The sequence below is a fragment of the Streptomyces sp. NRRL WC-3605 genome, assembly GCF_001509795.1.
Lineage (GTDB): Bacteria > Actinomycetota > Actinomycetes > Streptomycetales > Streptomycetaceae > Streptomyces > Streptomyces viridochromogenes.
Genome location: NZ_LLZN01000057.1, coordinates 24,763 through 42,216, shown reverse-complemented (window position 1 = coordinate 42,216; position 17,454 = coordinate 24,763). Strand labels below are relative to the sequence as shown.

12 protein-coding genes are annotated in these 17,454 nt (G+C 73.3%); 6 read left to right on the top strand and 6 right to left on the bottom strand.

What is annotated here, in order from left to right:
- Positions 1-91: 91 nt before the first annotated feature.
- The 5 genes from ADL34_RS18140 to ADL34_RS18120 all read right to left on the bottom strand — a co-directional run bounded on the left by ADL34_RS18140 (position 92) and on the right by ADL34_RS18120 (position 9,611).
- Complete coding sequence (locus ADL34_RS18140; protein WP_062668780.1) at positions 92-2,332, bottom strand: bifunctional glycosyltransferase/CDP-glycerol:glycerophosphate glycerophosphotransferase; 2,241 nt, start codon at positions 2,330-2,332, stop codon at positions 92-94.
- Positions 2,333-2,500: 168 nt separating this feature from the next.
- Complete coding sequence (locus ADL34_RS18135) at positions 2,501-3,415, bottom strand: carbohydrate ABC transporter permease (RefSeq protein ID WP_062668779.1); 915 nt, start codon at positions 3,413-3,415, stop codon at positions 2,501-2,503.
- The gene (locus ADL34_RS18130) at positions 3,412-4,758 is read right to left on the bottom strand and encodes a carbohydrate ABC transporter permease (RefSeq protein ID WP_079034214.1); all 1,347 of its coding nucleotides are present in this window, start codon (positions 4,756-4,758) and stop codon (positions 3,412-3,414) included. Before ADL34_RS18130 ends, ADL34_RS18135 begins: the two co-directional genes overlap by 4 nt.
- Before the next feature lie 4 nt (positions 4,759-4,762).
- Entirely contained in the window at positions 4,763-6,142 is a 1,380-nt protein-coding gene (locus ADL34_RS18125; RefSeq protein WP_062668777.1) for an ABC transporter substrate-binding protein, read from the bottom strand.
- A 184-nt stretch (positions 6,143-6,326) separates the two neighbouring features.
- Positions 6,327-9,611 (bottom strand): FHA domain-containing protein, encoded by a 3,285-nt coding sequence (locus ADL34_RS18120; protein ID WP_062668819.1) that lies wholly within the window; start codon positions 9,609-9,611, stop codon positions 6,327-6,329.
- A gap of 358 nt (positions 9,612-9,969) precedes the next feature.
- Between ADL34_RS18120 and ADL34_RS18115 the strand changes: the two genes are divergently transcribed.
- From ADL34_RS18115 to ADL34_RS18100, 4 genes are all read left to right on the top strand, one after another.
- On the top strand, positions 9,970-11,667 hold the full coding sequence (locus tag ADL34_RS18115) for a serine/threonine-protein kinase (RefSeq protein WP_062668776.1): 1,698 nt from the start codon (positions 9,970-9,972) through the stop codon (positions 11,665-11,667).
- Positions 11,668-11,903: 236 nt separating this feature from the next.
- On the top strand, positions 11,904-13,145 hold the full coding sequence (locus ADL34_RS18110; protein WP_062668775.1) for a serine/threonine-protein kinase: 1,242 nt from the start codon (positions 11,904-11,906) through the stop codon (positions 13,143-13,145).
- A gap of 81 nt (positions 13,146-13,226) precedes the next feature.
- On the top strand, positions 13,227-14,333 hold the full coding sequence (prfB, locus tag ADL34_RS18105; protein WP_062668774.1) for a peptide chain release factor 2: 1,107 nt from the start codon (positions 13,227-13,229) through the stop codon (positions 14,331-14,333).
- A gap of 302 nt (positions 14,334-14,635) precedes the next feature.
- The gene (locus ADL34_RS18100; protein WP_062668773.1) at positions 14,636-15,235 is read left to right on the top strand and encodes a hypothetical protein; all 600 of its coding nucleotides are present in this window, start codon (positions 14,636-14,638) and stop codon (positions 15,233-15,235) included.
- A gap of 109 nt (positions 15,236-15,344) precedes the next feature.
- On the opposite strand, the gene ADL34_RS18095 is transcribed toward ADL34_RS18100, so the two are convergent.
- A complete protein-coding gene (locus ADL34_RS18095) occupies positions 15,345-15,536 on the bottom strand; it encodes a hypothetical protein (protein ID WP_062668772.1) in 192 nt (63 codons plus the stop codon).
- Positions 15,537-15,774: 238 nt separating this feature from the next.
- On the opposite strand from ADL34_RS18095, the gene ftsE reads away from it, so the two are divergent.
- On the top strand, positions 15,775-16,464 hold the full coding sequence (gene ftsE / locus ADL34_RS18090) for a cell division ATP-binding protein FtsE (RefSeq protein ID WP_055624645.1): 690 nt from the start codon (positions 15,775-15,777) through the stop codon (positions 16,462-16,464).
- Positions 16,465-16,501: 37 nt separating this feature from the next.
- Positions 16,502-17,419 (top strand): permease-like cell division protein FtsX, encoded by a 918-nt coding sequence (ftsX, locus tag ADL34_RS18085; RefSeq protein ID WP_062668771.1) that lies wholly within the window; start codon positions 16,502-16,504, stop codon positions 17,417-17,419.
- Positions 17,420-17,454 lie beyond the last annotated feature (35 nt).

Genomic DNA, 17,454 nt, shown 5'->3' with positions numbered 1-17,454 from the left:
GCCGCCCGGCGGGGCGCCAGGTGTGCGGACGGCTCGGCGTGGGCCGGGACGGACTGGAGGGCATGCGGACTCCTCTCGGGGACAACGGTGTTCAGCGGCTCTCGGTGACGGTCCGGGACGAACCTGGCTGCGGCACGACCCCCAGCGGCGCGCGCAGGCGCGGCGCGGCGGGCGTCTGCACCGGCCGCCGGGCGGACGCCACCACGGGACTGTCCGGCTCGCCCAGCACCACGTGCCGCACGACCCGCTCGGCGGCCCGGCCGTCGTCGTGCGGGCAGAAGCGCCGGCGGAACGCGGTCCGCAGCTCCGCCGAGCGTGATCCGCGCCAGTGACCGGACGTGAAGATGTCGATCAGCTCGTCCTCGCCGCGCGCCACCGCGCCCGGCGGACAGGCACGCAGGTCGACGTAGGTGCCCCGGACCGCCTCGTGGGCCTCCCAGTCGTCGGTGAGGAGCACGACCGGCCGGTCCAGGCAGACGTAGTCCGCCATGATCGACGAGTAGTCCGTGACCAGCGCGTCCGACGCGAGGCACAGCTCCTCGACGCTCGGGTGGCCGCTCACGTCGAGGACCCGGTCCGAGGGCGCGGCGAGCGGACCGTCGTGGCCGTGCGGGGCGCGGGCCAGGACGACGTGGCGCGGCCCCAGCCGGCGCACCACGCGGTGCAGGTCGACGGGGGTGCGGCGGTAGGCGCGGGAGGTCGGGGCGTAGAGGATCACGACCGCGTCCTCCGGCACGCCGAGCGCCTGGCGGGCCCGGACCGTGTCCGCCGGGGTGGCCCGCTGGAACACGTCCGCGCGCGGGCTGCCGTACTCCAGGACGGTGTACGCGCCGGGGAAGGCGCGTTCCCAGGTCAGGGTCGCGTGCCGGCTGGGGGAGACGAGGTAGTCCCACGTGTCGACGTCCGCCAGGAGTCGGTCGACGTCCGGATCGGCCCCCGGGCGCCCGCGCAGGTCGAGGCCCGTGCGCTTGAGCGGGGTGCCGCGCCGGGTCTGCACCAGCACCTGGCCGGGCCGCTTGACCAGCCGGCGGTCGAAGGCCGCGTTGTGCACCAGGTACCGGGAGCGGGCCAGCGCCGTCCAGTAGGCGGCGGTGTCCGGGCGCAGCGGGCGCACCCCGGACGGCAGCGCGCCCCGCTCTCCGGCGCCGGTGACCCAGGCGGTGCGGATGTGCGGGGCGTGGGCGCGGAACGCCCGCTCCAGGGCGCCCGGGTGGCAGCCGTGACCGGACACGCCGTGCGCGGCGAACACGGCCCGGTCCGCGCGCACCGGAAGACAGCGCTGCACCCGGTAGTGCAGGCGCAGAGCGCCCGTCCGCAGCGCCCTGCGTAGCCGTACGGCGGTCCGCGCGGCACGGCGGAGCAGCGCCGCCGTGCCGCGCAGCAGGTGGTACGTGCGGTGCAGCCCCATCCGGACCAGGGCGTGGTGCAGCCGCACCCGGGCCGGCAGCGGACCGGTGGGACAGTGGTGACGCCGGTAGTACGTACGGGCCTTGCGCAGGAACTCGGCGCGGCTGCGGGGCGGCAGACGGTCCCGGCGGGCGAACACCACGACCAGGTGGTCCACCATCCGCCGGAACAGCAGCGGCCGCCAGCGGGCCAGCTCGGGGCGCTGGTCGACATACGCGAAGACCCGGTCGTACTGCTCGAAGACGTCGAAGTGGCGGGGACTGACCGTGCCGAGGATGCCGCCGTGGCGCCGCTGCCGGTAGTGCACGCACACCCGGTCCAGGGTCGCGATCGACCCGGCCGACATCAGGACCGGGTAGGTCCAGGGCGTGTCCTCGTAGTAGCCGGTGGGGAAGAGCAGCTCCTCGGCCTCGACGAACTCCCGGCGGTACGCCTTGTTCCAGGCGACCATCAGCAGCCGCAGCAGGCCGGGCCGGTCCGTCAGCCGGAAGGGCGCCGGGCCCTCCTCGGTGAGGTGGGCCGCGGCCTGGTTGCGCACCGTCTCGCCGGTCCAGAACGTGCGCGCGTAGTCGTAGACCAGCACGTCGGGTTCGCCGGTCTCCTTCAGCCGGCCGGCGATGGCCTGCAGGGAGTCCGGGGTGAGGGTGTCGTCGCTGTCGAGGAAGACCAGGTAGTCGCCGGTGGCCTCGGCCATGCCGGCGTTGCGGGCGGGGCCCAGGCCGCGGTTGCGCGGCAGGTGCACGGCACGCACCCGGGGGTCGCGGGCCGCGAACTCGTCGATGATCGCGCCGCACGCGTCCGGCGAGCAGTCGTCCACCGCGATCAGTTCGAGGTCCGGGTACGACTGGGTGAGCACCGATTCCAGGCACTCGTGCAGGTACGCCTGCACCTTGTACGCGGGGACGATGACACTGAACCTGGGCAAGGCACATCCACTCGGTCGGCCGGGGACGACGGGCGCTGTCGCCGTGCCGGGAACGGCCGATGGAGTGACTTGGTTACGCGATCCGAGGCATCCGGGGGACCGGTCGGGTGAACGGCGAGGGGCGGGCCGGTATCGGCCCGCCCCCGTCGAAACGCGCTGCCGCGGCGCCTACTTGACCGCGCCCGCCATCACACCGGACACGAACTGCCGCTGGAAGGCGAAGAACACGACCAGCGGGATCACCATCGAGATGAACGCGCCGGGCGCCAGGACGTCGACGTTGCTGCCGAACTGCCGTACCTGCGTCTGCAGGGCGACCGTGATCGGCTGGCTGTCGGCGTCCGTGAAGATCAGCGCCACCAGCATGTCGTTCCACACCCACAGGAACTGGAAGATGCCGAGCGCGGCGATCGCGGGACCGCCGAGCGGCATCACGACCCGGAAGAACAGGCGCAGTTCACCCGCGCCGTCCAGCCGGGCCGCCTCCAGCAGCTCCCGGGGGATCTCCGCGAAGAAGTTCCGCAGCAGGAACACCGCGAACGGCAGCCCGAACCCGACGTGGAAGAGGACCACGCCGATCAGGGAGCCGAAGATGCCGATGTTGCCGAAGAGTTCGGCGATCGGGATCAGCGCCACTTGCACGGGCACGACGAGCAGCCCGACCACGCCCAGGAACCACCAGTCGCGGCCCGGGAACTCCATCCACGCGAACGCGTAGCCCGCGAGCGCGCCGATGACGACGACGAGGACCGTCGCCGGGACCGTGATCAGCACGGTGTTCAGGATCGAGTCCGTGATGTCACTGTTGCCGAGGAGCTTGTCGTAGCTGTCGAAGGTCAGCTGGGACGGCTTGCCGAAGACCTCCCACCAGCCGCTCGCGGACATCTCGTCGGGCGGCCGCAGCGACGACAGCAGCAGCCCGAGCGTCGGGACCAGCCAGAACAGGCCCACGACGATCAGGAACACCCGTACCATTCCGCCGCTGACGAACGAGACGAGCCGGGCGCCGAGGGAGCGCTCGCCCTCGACGGCGGTGAGCGGCTCGGGCGCCGCCTTCGTCAGCCTGCCGGCGTCCGCACTCATCGCCGCACCTCCCGCCTGAGCCGACGGACGTTGAACCACATCACCGGGATCACCAGCAGCAGCAGGAACACCGAGATGGCGCTCGCGACACCGGGCTGGTCCTCGGAGAAGCCCTTGCGGTACAGCTCCAGCGCCAGCACGTTGGCGTCGTCCTGCGAGGAGCCCGGGGCGATGATGAAGACCAGGTCGAAGACCTTCAGCACGTTGATCATCAGGGTGACGGTGACGACCGCGAGGACGGGCGCCAGCAGCGGCACCGTGATCCGGCGGAACACCTGCCACTCGTTGGCGCCGTCCACGCGGGCCGCCTCCAGCAGATCGCGGGGGATGCCCGCGAGCCCCGCCGCGATCAGCACCATCGCGAAACCGGCCCACATCCAGATGTACGACCCGATGATGGCCGGGGTGACCAGGGACGGGCCGAGCCAGTCGACGCCGTTGTACGGCTCCTTGAAGTTGTCGGCCGGGAGCCGCAGCCGGGCCCCGTCCGCCGCGGCCGGCAGGGTGAAGGTGCCGTCGTCGGCGGCCGTCGTGGAGGCCACGACCTCGCCGTCCTTGACCGCCTCGATCCTCATCCCGGCGTAGCCGAGCTCGGCCGGGTCGATGCCGCCGAGGGTGCCGACGCCCTTGCCGCGGGTGAAGTCCTGCCAGGTGGTGCCGGTGACCTCGTCCGGCTCCGCCTTCGCCCGCGCGGCCTTCGCGGCGCTGTCCGGCATCTTGTCGGGGGCCACGCCGACGAGCGGCAGGGAGACCGGGGTGCCGGCGCTGACGGGGTCCTCGGTGAGGAATCCGCCGCCCGGCGCGGCCCGCAGCGGCGACTCACGGCCCGGGTGGGCCTTGGGGAACGCCGACGACTGCGCGAACGTGTCGTGGACGCCCACCCACACCGCGTTGGCGACGCCCTTGTCCGGGTCCTGGTCGTACACCAGCCGGAAGATGATGCCCGCCGCCAGCATGGAGATCGCCATCGGCATGAAGACGACCAGCTTGAACGCCGTGCCCCAGCTGACCCGTTCGGTGAGCACCGCGAAGATCAGGCCGAGCGCGGTCGCGACGGTCGGGGCGAACACCACCCAGATGACGTTGTTCTTCAGGGCGGTGCGGATGCCGTCGTCCGTGAACAGCGCCTGGTAGTTGTCGAACCCGGCGAAGCCGTCGCCGGACTGGTCGTAGAAACTGCGGATCACCGAGTACCCGATCGGGTACACCACGAGCGCGCCGAGCAGCACCATGGCGGGCAGCAGGAACAGCACCGCCACCGTTCTGCGGGTGCCGGTCACGCTCTTGCGCGACTTGGGAGCGGCAGGGGCCGGAGGGGCCCCCGCCGCCTGAGCCGACGCCATCGCGTCAGTTTCCGTAGGCCGCGGCCGCGTCGGCCTCCAGCTTCTGCTGGGTGCCCGCGACGTCCGACGGGTTCTTCAGGAAGTCCTGCAGCGCCTTCCACTCGCCCTTGCCGGGCGTGCCGCCGAACGCCTGCGGTGCCTGGTCGGACATGTCGAAGCGGAAGTCGTCACCGGCGTCGACGAGGGCCTTCGCCATCGTGCGCTGCACCTCGTTCGGGTACGCCGCGTTGTCCACGCTCTTGTTCGGCGACAGATAGCCGCCGAGCTTCGCCTGGATCGTCGCCGCGTCCGGGGAGGCGAGGAAGGTGGCCAGCGCCTGCGCCGCCTTGGAGTCGTCGAGGATGACGGCCGCGTCGCCGCCGGAGACGACGGGCGCGGTGTCACCGACCGTCGGGAACGGGAACACCTTGGCGTCGCTGCCGACGTCCGCCTTCGCCTGCACGATGTTGACCTGCGCGAAGTCGCCCTCGTAGACCATGGCGGCCTTCGGCTGGTCGCCACCCGTGAAGGTCTGGGTGACCGAGGTCGGGAAGTCCGTCTGGAGCGCGCCCTTGGCGCCGCCCGCCACGTAGTCCTTCTTGCCCCACACCTGGGCGAGCGTGGTCAGCGCGTCCTTCACGGACGGGTCCGTCCACTTGATCTCGTGCTTCGCCAGCTGGTCGTACTTCTCGGGACCGGCCTGGGAGAGGTAGATGTTCTCGAACCAGTCGGTGAGCGTCCAGCCGTCCGCGCCGCCGACGGAGAACGGGGTCACACCCGAGTCGTACACCGTCTGAGCGGTCGTCAGGAGCTCGTCCCACGTCTTGGGCTCGGCGGCGCCCGCGTTCTCGAAAGCCTTCGCGTTGTACCAGATCAGGGACTTGTTGGCGGCCTTGTAGTAGACGCCGTACTGCTTGCCGTCGACCTTGCCGATGTCCTGCCAGCCCTGGGAGTAGTTCTCCTGGAGCTCCTTGAGCGCCTCGGCGCCGAGCGGCTTGGCCCACTTCTTGTCCACGGCCTGCTTGATGGCGCCGGGCTGGGGCAGCATCGCGACGTCCGGCGGCTGGCCGCCCGCGACCTTGGAGCCGAGGAAGTTGATGATGGGGTCCTGCGCGGGGACGAACTTCACCGTCGCGCCGGTGCGCTTCTCGAACTCCGCGAGGACCTTCTTGAAGTTGGCCTGCTCGGCACCCGTCCAGACGGCCGCGACCTCCAGGGTCTCGCCGTCGAGCTTCGGCAGGGTGACGGTCGAGGCGGGCTCCTTGCCGCCGCCGTCCTTCTCCTTGCCGCTGTCGTTGTCGTCGCCGCCGCAGGCGGTGAGGGAGAGGGCGAGGGCGCCGGCGAAGACGGCCGCCGCGGCCCTGGCGGCCCTGCGTGTCCGGTTCTTGCTGCTCGTGCTGTGCATTCACTGCCCCGTTCTTCGTGCCTCGTCGAACGTGCGAGCGCTGTCCCGTGCGTCTGGTCTACGCCCTGCCCTGGGGGTCGGCAAGACCGCGTCCTCTGTCAACTCGGGGATCGTGACCGCCTCGTGACCAGGCGCCGGGCACGGGCCCGCCGCCCGCGCCGGTGCCGGGGACGCGCGGGACGCGTCAGAGCAGTGACGGCACCTCGGTGGCCGAGACTTCGCGGGCCGCCCGTTCCAGAGCGCTGGCCAGGAGGGCCAGGTCGGTGGGGCCGTTGCCGAGTTCGCGGACGGGGCGCCTGGCCGGGGGGTCGCCCATGCGGTGCCACTCCAGCGGGACCACGGTGGGCCGCAGGGTCGCGGTGCGCGGGATACGGCCGGTGACCCGGCCGCCCTGGAACGGCACGGCCCTTCCGTCCGCCCGGACGAGCCGGCCCCGCCCGGGCGCCGGGGCGTCCGGGCCGGTCGTCACGGCGTCCAGCGTCACCCGCAGGGTGGCGAGCCGCGCAGGCTCCGACTCCGCAGCCCGGCCCCCGAGTCCGGTCGCGGCCACCAGATGCACGCCGAGCCGCTCGCCGTCCCGGGCCACCGCCTCCAGCGCGCGTATCACCGACCCGGCGGCCGGCCGGCCCGGCGACCCCAGGGAGGGGTGGACCAGGGCGTCCAGGTCGTCCACGACCACCACGAGCCGGGGCAGCGGCGGCACGGCCTCCGCCTGCCGGCGGGCCGCGCCCGGCCGCAGCCGGATCGTAGCGCTGGGCGGCGACTCCAGATCACCGTCGCCGGCACCCGCCCCGGCCGCACGCTGCGCGACCATCCGGCCGGTCAGCGCCCGGCCGGTGTGCCACTCGGTGAAGTCGGACCGCCCGAGCAGCTCCGCGCGCCGCTTCAGCTCGGCGCTCAGCGACTGCGCGAACTCCCGCATCCGGACGGGGTCGTTGGCGGTGAGATGCGTGGTGACGTGCGGGACGTCCGTGCACACGCCCAGGCCCTCGCCGTGGGCGCCGCCCGCGCCCGCGGTGTCACGGCCGTCGATCAGCACGATGCCCAGCCGGTCCGGCCGCTCGGCCGCGGCGAGCGACGCGACGACCGCCCGCAGCAGCTCGGTGCGCCCGGCGGCGGGCGGGCCCTCCACCAGCAGATGCGGCCCCTCGGCGCCGAGGTCCACACCGACCGGGCCGTGCGGTCCCGCGCCGAGCACGGCGGCCACCCGGCCGCCCAGTGCCCGGGTGTCGTCCGCCGCGTCGGCCCAACGCGCCATCAGGGACGCCGGGGTGGCCCGCGCCAGGCCCAGCTCGTCCAGCAGCCGGGCCGACTGGGGCAGCGGCACGGACACCCGCACCTGGCCCTCCCCGGCCGCCCGGTCCGTGCGCAGCGGCGCCAGCGCCCGCGCGAAACGCTCCGCCCAGGCGGGGGACACGGCGTCCACGGTGGCCACCGTGCCGTGGCCGACCGGGCCGCGCACCGCGCCCTCGTGGGCCGTCGCGGCCGCACCGCCGTCGGGCGCGACCCGCATCAGCCGCAGCGCCGTCGCCACGTCACCGCTGAGCAGCGCGACCGCGCCGCAGGCCCGGAAGGCCGGGGCCACCGCGCAGGCCGCCTCGTAGGTGTCCGTGACCGGGGAGGCGGGCGACGCCGCCGCCGTCTCGGCGAGACACACCACGTGGATGCCGGCCCGGGGGCCTTCCAGGGCCAGCCGGGCCACCGCCTCACGCAGGTCCGCGCCGCCGGGATCGCCGTCCACGACAAGCACGGAGTACGGGCCGGTGAACTCCGGGGCCCCTGAGGCCGGTTCGCCGTCGCGCGCCCACGAGGGGCGGTGCCCGGCGGCGCGCGGCGCGGGCATCCGGCCCTCCGGGCCCGACGCGCCTCCGTCGCGGCCGGTCAGGTCCTCCAGGCGCCGCAGCAGCTCCTCCACGCGCGCGGTGGCCTGTTCACGGTCGTGGGCCAGCAGCAGCCGGCAGTCCTGGCCGTGGCCCGGGCGGACGTGCGGGAGCCAGCCCAGCCACGCCCACTCGGCGGTGCGCTCGGGGACCGGGCGCCCCCGGTCCGCGCTGACCAGCACGATCTCCAGGGTGTCCGGTGAGTGCAGCGCGGCGAGCTGCGCGAGCACGGCGCGGGTCAGCCCGGCGAGGCGCTCGCGCGGACCGGCCAGTCCCAGCGCCCCCGCCTCCCGCAGATCGGCGGTCACCGGTACGGCCGGCAGCAGGCCCGAGCCGTCGGGCGCGGCGCGGTCGGCGGTGCCGAGCCGCACCGTGAGGGTTTCGGGGTGGCCGGGCGCGCGCTCCCAGAGGCGGGGGCCCGGACCGAGGGCGGTCAGCAGCAGAGACGCCGGGTCCGGCCAGGTCTCCGGCAGCATCGCGCCGCGTCCCGCCGCCGTGGGGCCGACCGGCTCGGCCGGCTCGTCGTCGTACGTCTCGTCGGGGGCGGGCTCCGGCTCGCCGCGTCCGCCCGCCAGCCGCCGCGCCCAGGCCGACAGGCCGCCGCGCCTGCGCGCGCCCGCCGGTTCGTCGGCGCCGCGCGGCTCGGTGCCCCGGCGGCCGGTGTCCGGCGCCGGTCGGGGGCCGTCGAGCGGGCCCACCTCGAAGCCGGTGGCGTGGGTGTCGCCACCGCGCGGGCGCGGGACGGAGCCGTGCGCGCCGGGCCGCTCGGCACGCGGCGCCCCGCCCTGCGCGGGGACCAGGGGCGGTTCGGCAGGGTTGTGCTCACGGGCGGCCGGGCCGTCGGGGGAGGCCGGGGTGCCGTCCGTCACGCGCGTGTGCGCGGCCGGGCCTTCGCCGCTTCGCGGGCACACGCGTACGTGCCCCTCGCCGTCCGGCTCCGTGGGCACCCGCGCGCCGGGGCCGCCGGCGGGCGCGAGCCGCAGCGTGGACTCGCCGAGGCGCAGCAGCGCGCCGGGGACGAACCGCACCGGGCGGGTGGTCAGCCGGGTGCCGTCGAGCGTCGTGCCGTTCGTCGAGCCGAGGTCGGCGACCGCGACGCGGCCGTCCGCGCCGACCGTCACCGCGCAGTGCAGCCGGGAGACGTCCGGGTCGTCCAGCGGGACGTCGGCGTCGGCGGAGCGGCCGACGCGGATCTCGCCGCCGTGCAGAAGGTGGACGCCGCCCGCGTCCGGGCCGGCCACGACATGCAGCTGGGTCGGGGCGTCGTCCAGCTCGGGGTGGGGCTCGGGGGCCGCCGGGGCGCCCAGGGACAGCACCGCCCCGTCGGTCAGCGGGGGCTCGCCGAGGGTGCTGCGCCGGTCGTCCAGCCGCTCGGTGCCCGCGTAGAGCACGACCGGGCCGCCGCCGCGCTCGCCGTCCGAGCCCCGGGAGGCGCCGGACTCGCCGGACACCACGGAGGCCAGGGCCGACGCCACCGCCGACAGGGCCGTGCCCGCGGGCGCCGTGACCAGCACGTCGCAGCTCGCGGCGGCGCCGCGCACCGCGGAGGGCGGGGCCAGCGGGTCTACGACGGTCAGCCGGATCTGCATCGGCGTCAGCGGTCCCTTCTGCGCGCGGGCGCGGGCACGGAACCACCCCACCCCACACGAGCACATCGGCCAGTACTCCCCGCATCCTCGCACCTGCCACCGACAACCCGCCCCCTGCCCGAAGGCAAGTGATCTTGATTGGTCGGCTCTGCCCGTAAAAGTGCCGGACAACGGCCCGGCCGGTGATCACTTGAGATCGCTCACGTCCGTTCGCGGCAACCACCGGACGGAGCCGAGCGTCTTTCCTTCGAACATGTACGGGAGGCCGTACGTAAGACGCACAGAATGACGACCGCCGGTGCCCGGGGGCCCGGCACTACAGTGGGTCGGAACGTAGGCAAGCAGCAGGGAGCGCGACGTGCGGCCGGTAGGCAGCAAGTACATCCTCGAGGAGCCGCTGGGTCGCGGCGCCACGGGGACCGTCTGGCGAGCCCGCCAGCGGGAGACCGCGGGCGCCGAGGCGGCCGTGCCGGGGCAGCCCGGCGAGACGGTCGCGATCAAGGTCCTCAAGGAGGAGCTCGCCGGCGACGCGGACATCGTCATGCGCTTCCTGCGCGAGCGGTCCGTGCTGCTGCGCCTGACCCATCCCAACATCGTCCGGGTCCGCGACCTGGTCGTCGAGGGCGAGCTGCTGGCCCTGGTCATGGACCTCGTCGAGGGCCCCGACCTGCACCGCTACCTGCGGGAGAACGGCCCCTTCACCCCGGTCGCGGCCTCCCTGCTCACCGCCCAGATCGCCGACGCGCTCGCCGCCAGCCACGCCGACGGCGTCGTCCACCGCGACCTGAAGCCCGCCAACGTCCTGCTGCGCCAGCAGGGCGGCGAGATGCACCCGCTGCTCACCGACTTCGGCATCGCCCGCCTCGCCGACTCCCCGGGTCTGACCCGCACCCACGAGTTCGTCGGGACGCCCGCCTACGTCGCGCCCGAGTCCGCCGAGGGCCACCCGCAGACCTCCGCCGTCGACATCTACGGCGCCGGCATCCTGCTGTACGAGCTGGTCACCGGACGTCCGCCGTTCGGCGGGGGCTCCGCCCTCGAAGTGCTGCACCAGCACCTCAGCGCCGAACCGCGCCGCCCCTCCACGGTCCCCGACCCGCTGTGGACCGTCATCGAGCGCTGCCTGCGCAAGAACCCCGACGACCGGCCCAGCGCCGAGAACCTCGCCCGCGCCCTGCGCGTCGTCGCCGAGGGCATCGGCGTGCACGCGAACTCCGCGCAGATCGCCGCCGCCGAGGGCGTCGGCGCCCTCCTCGCCCCGGACCCCGCCCCGGCCACCGTGCCGGGCTCGGCCGACCCCACCCAGGTGCTGCCGCACGGCGCGGGCTCCTTCGACCCCAACGCCGCGACCAGCTTCCTGCCGAACACGGGCGCCCCCGGCGCCGCCGACCCCACCGCCGTCCTGCCGAACACGGGCGGGCGCGGCGCGGCCGACCCGACGGCGGTGATGCCGCCGGTGCCGCAGGGACCGCCCGGCGGGCCCGGCCCCGAGGACCCGCACCCCTGGCAGAACCAGCTGCGCGCCGCCCGGGACCGCAACGAGCAGACCCAGGTCCAGTACCTCGACCCCAACCAGGACCCCCTGCGCCGCCGCCCGCAGCGGCAGGTGGCACGCCCCCAGCCGCAGCCCCAGCAGCCCCAGCAGCCCCCGCAGCACCAGCAGCCGCAGCAACGCCCGCCGCAGCGCGGCCGGCAGGGCGGCTACACGCAGCCGCAGCAGCACCAGCCGCAGCCGTACGCGCCGCCGCGCCAGCCGCAGCAGCCCCCGCAGCGCTACGCGCCCGAGCCGCAGCGCCCGCAGCGCGAGCCGCGTGAGCCGCGCCGCCGCGGCGCCAACCCGATGCGCATCCCGGGCCTCGGCTGCCTGAAGGGATGCCTGTTCACGATCGTCATCCTCTTCGTCGCCGGCTGGCTGGTCTGGGAGCTGAGCCCGCTGCAGGAGTGGATCGGCACCGGCAAGGGTTACTGGGAGCAGCTCAGCAGCTGGTTCGGCACGGTCACCGACTGGATCGGCGAGCTCGGCGGGAGCTCGGGCGGCGGCTCCGGCACCGGCTGACCCTCCCCCGACGACGACCGCTGACGGCCGTACGGACCCCACCGGGGACCGTACGGCCTTCGCGTGTCTGGAGATTTGTCGACACCCGGTGGGTGATTTCCGCCTCCGCGGTGAAGGCCGGCCGTCCGACCGCGTAGTTTTGTCGACCGGGGGTTCCCAGGGTCTGTCGGCTGGGGGTCCGGGGGTCGGCCCCCGGGAGGACGCAGCGGCGGCACAACGCGTCGGTAGGAGCAGTCTTGGCACGGAAGATCGGCAGCCGGTACACCGCCAACCAGATCCTGGGGCGGGGCAGCGCCGGCACGGTGTGGCTGGGCGAGGGACCGGAGGGCCCCGTCGCCGTCAAGCTGCTGCGCGAGGACCTCGCCTCCGACCAGGAACTCGTCGGGCGGTTCGTGCAGGAGCGCACCGCCCTGCTCGGCCTCGAGCACCCGAACGTCGTCTCCGTCCGCGACCTGGTGGTCGACGGCAACGACCTCGCCCTCGTCATGGACCTGGTCCGCGGCACCGACCTGCGCACCCGGCTCGACCGGGACCGCAGGCTCGCGCCCGAGGCGGCCGTCGCGATCGTCGCCGACGTCGCCGACGGCCTGGCGGCGGCCCACGCGGCCGGCGTCGTCCACCGGGACGTGAAGCCGGAGAACATCCTGCTGGACATGCAGGGCCCCCTCGGCCCCGGCGGTGCCCACCCGGCCCTGCTGACCGACTTCGGCGTGGCCAAGCTCATCGACTCCCCGCGCCGCACCCGCGCCACGAAGATCATCGGCACCCCGGACTACCTGGCCCCGGAGATCGTCGAGGGCCTGCCGCCCCGCGCGGCGGTGGACATCTACGCCCTCGCCACCGTCCTGTACGAGCTGCTGGCCGGCTTCACCCCGTTCGGCGGCGGCCACCCCGGCGCGGTGCTGCGCCGCCACGTCACGGAGACGGTGGCGCCGCTGCCCGGCATCCCCGACGAGCTGTGGCAGCTGATCGTCCAGTGCCTGGCCAAGGCCCCCGCATCCCGGCTGCGCGCCTCCGAGCTGGGGGCGCGGCTGCGCGAGCTGCTGCCGCTGGTCGCCGGGATGCCGCCGCTCGACGTGGACGAGCCCGACGGGGAGCCGGAGGAGGACGAGGCCCCGGCCGCCGGCCCGGCCGGCCCGGCGCAGGAGCGGGTCCGGCGCCGGGGCGCGGTGCCGCTGGTGCCGGGCGCCCGGCCCGCCGACTCCAACCGGGACACCCACACCTCCATGCGGGTCCCGGCCCCGGACGAGCTGGCCGGCGGCGCCCGCGGCACGGCCCGGGTGCCGCGCGCGGCGGGCGCCCCGCGCCCGGGCTCGGCCAGGCACCGCGCCGCGACCCGGCGGCGCCGGCTGGCGCTCGGCGGGGCCGCGGTGGTGCTGGTGGCCGCGGCGGGCGTGGGGACCTGGCTGGCGGTCTCGGACGACGACGCCGGGGCGACCCCCCGGGACACCCGCACCACGGCTCCCGCGACGCCCTGACCCGCTCCGCGCGGGCGGGGCGCCCAGCGGCGGGTACGGCACCCGGAGCTCGCCGCCCGGCGGAGCCGTTACGCTGGAGGCGTGGCAGTCGTCGATGTATCCGAAGAGCTCAAGTCCCTCTCCTCGACCATGGAGTCGATCGAGGCCGTTCTGGACCTCGACAAGCTGAGGGCAGACATCGCCGTGCTCGAGGAGCAGGCGGCCGCGCCGTCCCTGTGGGACAACCCGGACGAAGCGCAGAAGATCACCAGCAAGCTCTCCCACCTCCAGGCGGAGGTGAGGAAGGCCGAGGCCCTGCGCGGGCGGATCGACGATCTCGCCGTGCTGTTCGAGATGGCCGAGGAGGAGGACGACCCGGACACCCGCGCCGAGGCCGAGTCCGAGCTCACCGCCGTCCGCAAGGCGCTGGACGAGATGGAGGTCCGCACGCTCCTCAGCGGTGAGTACGACGCCCGTGAGGCGCTCGTCAACATCCGCGCGGAGGCCGGGGGCGTCGACGCCGCCGACTTCGCGGAGCGGCTCCAGCGGATGTACCTGCGCTGGGCCGAGCAGCACGGCTACAAGACCGAGATCTACGAGACCTCGTACGCGGAGGAGGCCGGCATCAAGTCGACCACCTTCGCCGTGCAGGTGCCGTACGCCTACGGCACCCTCTCGGTCGAGCAGGGCACGCACCGGCTGGTGCGCATCTCGCCGTTCGACAACCAGGGCCGCCGCCAGACGTCGTTCGCCGGCGTCGAGGTGCTGCCCGTGGTCGAGCAGACCGACCACATCGAGATCGACGAGTCCGAGCTGCGCGTGGACGTGTACCGGTCCTCGGGCCCCGGCGGACAGGGCGTCAACACCACCGACTCCGCCGTGCGCCTGACGCACATCCCGACCGGCATCGTCGTCTCCTGCCAGAACGAGCGGTCGCAGATCCAGAACAAGGCCACCGCGATGAACGTCCTCCAGGCCAAGCTGCTGGAGCGGCGCCGCCAGGAGGAGCAGGCCAAGATGGACGCCCTCAAGGGCGACGGCGGCAACTCCTGGGGCAACCAGATGCGGTCGTACGTGCTGCACCCGTACCAGATGGTCAAGGACCTGCGGACCGAGTACGAGGTCGGCAACCCCGAGGCCGTCTTCAACGGCGAGATCGACGGCTTCCTGGAGGCCGGGATTCGCTGGCGCAAGCAGCAGGAGAAGTAAGAGAAGCCCTTTGTCGACAAGGCAACTGCCGCCCATCCGGCGGCAGTTGCCTTTTGTGTGCCTGCATGTCTGGGTTTTACATCACACTCACAGCTTCCAACCCCTAGTAAAAAGCCCGTAGTTGGACATCGCGCCCGCAACGGCCTTGACGTGTTCTTGAAAAATGGGAAAGGTGAAGCGTGGCATGCGTATTTCTGGGGCGCATGTGAACCGGGGGGCTCGAGTTGCGTTACCTCCGTCGATCACGGCCGGCCCCTGAACGCCGCCTCACCGACGATTCAGCTACTGGGGGTAGCAACCTGATGACCAAGAAGACGCGGATCCGTATCGCGCGCCTCGCCGCCGGTGCCGTGATCGCGGCCGGCGCCTCGCTGACCGCCGCGGGCGCCGCCTCCGCCGCCGAGACCGAGGACTGCATCCTCGGCATCCTCTGCGGTGACGAGGACCCGACCACCCCGCCCACCGAGGAGCCGACGGACCCGCCCACCGAGGTCCCCACGGACCCGCCGACCGAAGAGCCCACCATCCCGACGGAGCCCACCGAGGAGCCGACGGAGCCGCAGGAGCCGACCGACCCGGCCGAGCCCACCGACGAGCCGTCCAACCCGGGCAACGGGAACGGCAACGGCGGCGGGAACGGCAACGGCAACGGCGGCGGCAACAACGCCGACCCCGACGGTGGCACGTCCACCCAGGAGGAGGGCTCCTCCTCCCTGACCGACACCGGTTCGGCCGCCACCGGCACCAGCACCACCGCCCAGGGCGGCGGCGCCGAGCTGGCCGAGACGGGTGCCGCGCAGACCACGTTCCTGCTGGTCGGCGCCGCCACCATGATCGCCGGCGGTGTCGGCTTCCGCTTCCTGCCGCGCCTCGTGGGCGGCCGTGGCGGTGCCGCTGCCTGACGGTAGCCGTCCCGCGCACACCGCGTGAGCAGCGCCTTACGGCCGAGGGGCCCGGAGCGATCTTCGCTCCGGGCCCCTCGTCATGTCGGTTCGTGGGGGAGGCGGTGCCTCACACCGTCTGGTGGGCCAGCAGGGCCACTGCCGCGATCAGCACCGCGAGCAGGGCGACCAGCGCGATCGGGTTCAGGCCCGCGAACGGGTTCTCCTGCTGGAGCCGCTGGCGGTTCGCCCGGCAGACGGGGCAGCGGCCCTCGCTCACGGGTGCGGCGCAGTTCGCGCACACCAACCGGTCGTACGTCATGCGCCACCCTCCTCGCGCTGTACCTCCGAGAGGTTCAACGGGTCCGGTCCCGGATACGTTCCCCTCTCTCCCTACTCTGCCAGGTTCCCCCGCAAAGGGCGCGGGCGCTCTCTCAGGGCGTAGCGGGCACCGGTACAAATGCGCACAACCCTTTACACAACCCCTACGGTGCCTGCGCTCCCCGGCCCGGTTCGCGTATGGTCACGCTCACCTACCCCCGGCGACCCGTGGTGCATCCGTGATCCGATTCGACAACGTCTCCAAGGTCTACCCCAAGCAGACCCGCCCCGCACTCAGGGATGTCTCCCTGGAAGTGGAGAAGGGCGAGTTCGTCTTCCTCGTGGGGTCCTCCGGCTCCGGAAAGTCCACCTTCCTGCGGCTCATCCTCCGCGAGGAGCGGTGCAGCCACGGCCAGGTGCACGTCCTGGGCAAGGACCTCGCCCGCGTCTCCAACTGGAAGGTGCCGCAGATCCGCCGCCAGTTGGGGACGGTGTTCCAGGACTTCCGCCTCCTGCCCAACAAGACCGTCGGCGAGAACGTCGCCTTCGCGCAGGAGGTCATCGGCAAGTCGCGCGGCGAGATCCGCAAGTCCGTGCCGCAGGTGCTCGACCTGGTCGGACTCGGCGGCAAGGAGGACCGGATGCCGGGCGAGCTGTCCGGTGGTGAGCAGCAGCGCGTGGCGATCGCCCGTGCCTTCGTGAACCGCCCCAAGCTGCTCATCTGCGACGAGCCCACCGGCAACCTCGACCCGCAGACCTCCGTCGGCATCATGAAGCTGCTGGACCGGATCAACCGGACCGGCACGACGGTCGTCATGGCCACGCACGATCAGAACATCGTGGACCAGATGCGCAAGCGCGTCATCGAGCTGGAGAAGGGCCGCCTCGTCCGCGACCAGGCACGCGGCGTCTACGGCTACCAGCACTGACCCGTACCAGTCCACGGAAAGGCCTGAAAGAGACGCCATGCGCGCCCAGTTCGTACTCTCCGAGATCGGTGTCGGTCTCCGCCGCAACCTGACGATGACGTTCGCCGTCATCGTCTCCGTCGCCCTGTCGCTCGCCCTGTTCGGCGGGTCGCTCCTGATGAGCGACCAGGTCAACACGATGAAGGGCTACTGGTACGACAAGGTCAACGTCTCCGTCTTCCTCTGCAACAAGAGCGACGCGGAGTCCGACCCCAACTGCGCCAAGGGCGCGGTCACCGAGGACCAGAAGAAGGAGATCCGCGCCGACCTGGGCAAGATGACGGTCGTCGACAAGGTGACCTACGAGTCCCAGGACCAGGCGTACAAGCACTACAAGGAGCAGTTCGGCGACTCCCCGCTGGCCGCGTCGCTGACGCCGGACCAGATGCAGGAGTCGTACCGGATCAAGCTGAAGGACCCCGAGAAGTACGAGGTCGTCGCCACCGCCTTCGACGGACGGGACGGCGTGCAGTCCGTCCAGGACCAGAAGGGCATCCTGGACAACCTCTTCGGGCTCCTCAACGGCATGAACTGGGCCGCGCGGGCGGTGATGGCGCTGATGCTCGTCGTCGCGCTGATGCTGATCGTCAACACCGTCCGGGTGTCCGCGTTCAGCCGCCGCCGCGAGACCGGGATCATGCGCCTGGTCGGCGCCTCCGGCTTCTACATCCAGGCGCCGTTCATCATGGAGGCCGCCGTCGCCGGGCTCATCGGCGGAGCGGTCGCCTGCGGCTTCCTGGTGGTCGCGCGGTACTTCATCATCGACCACGGCCTGGCCCTGTCGGAGAAGCTCAATCTGATCAACTTCATCGGCTGGGACGCGGTGTTGACCAAGCTGCCGCTCATCCTCGCGACGAGCCTGCTGATGCCGGCGCTGGCGGCGTTCTTCGCGTTGCGCAAGTACCTCAAGGTGTGACCAACGCCAAGGGGGCCGTACGGGGATCGGACCGT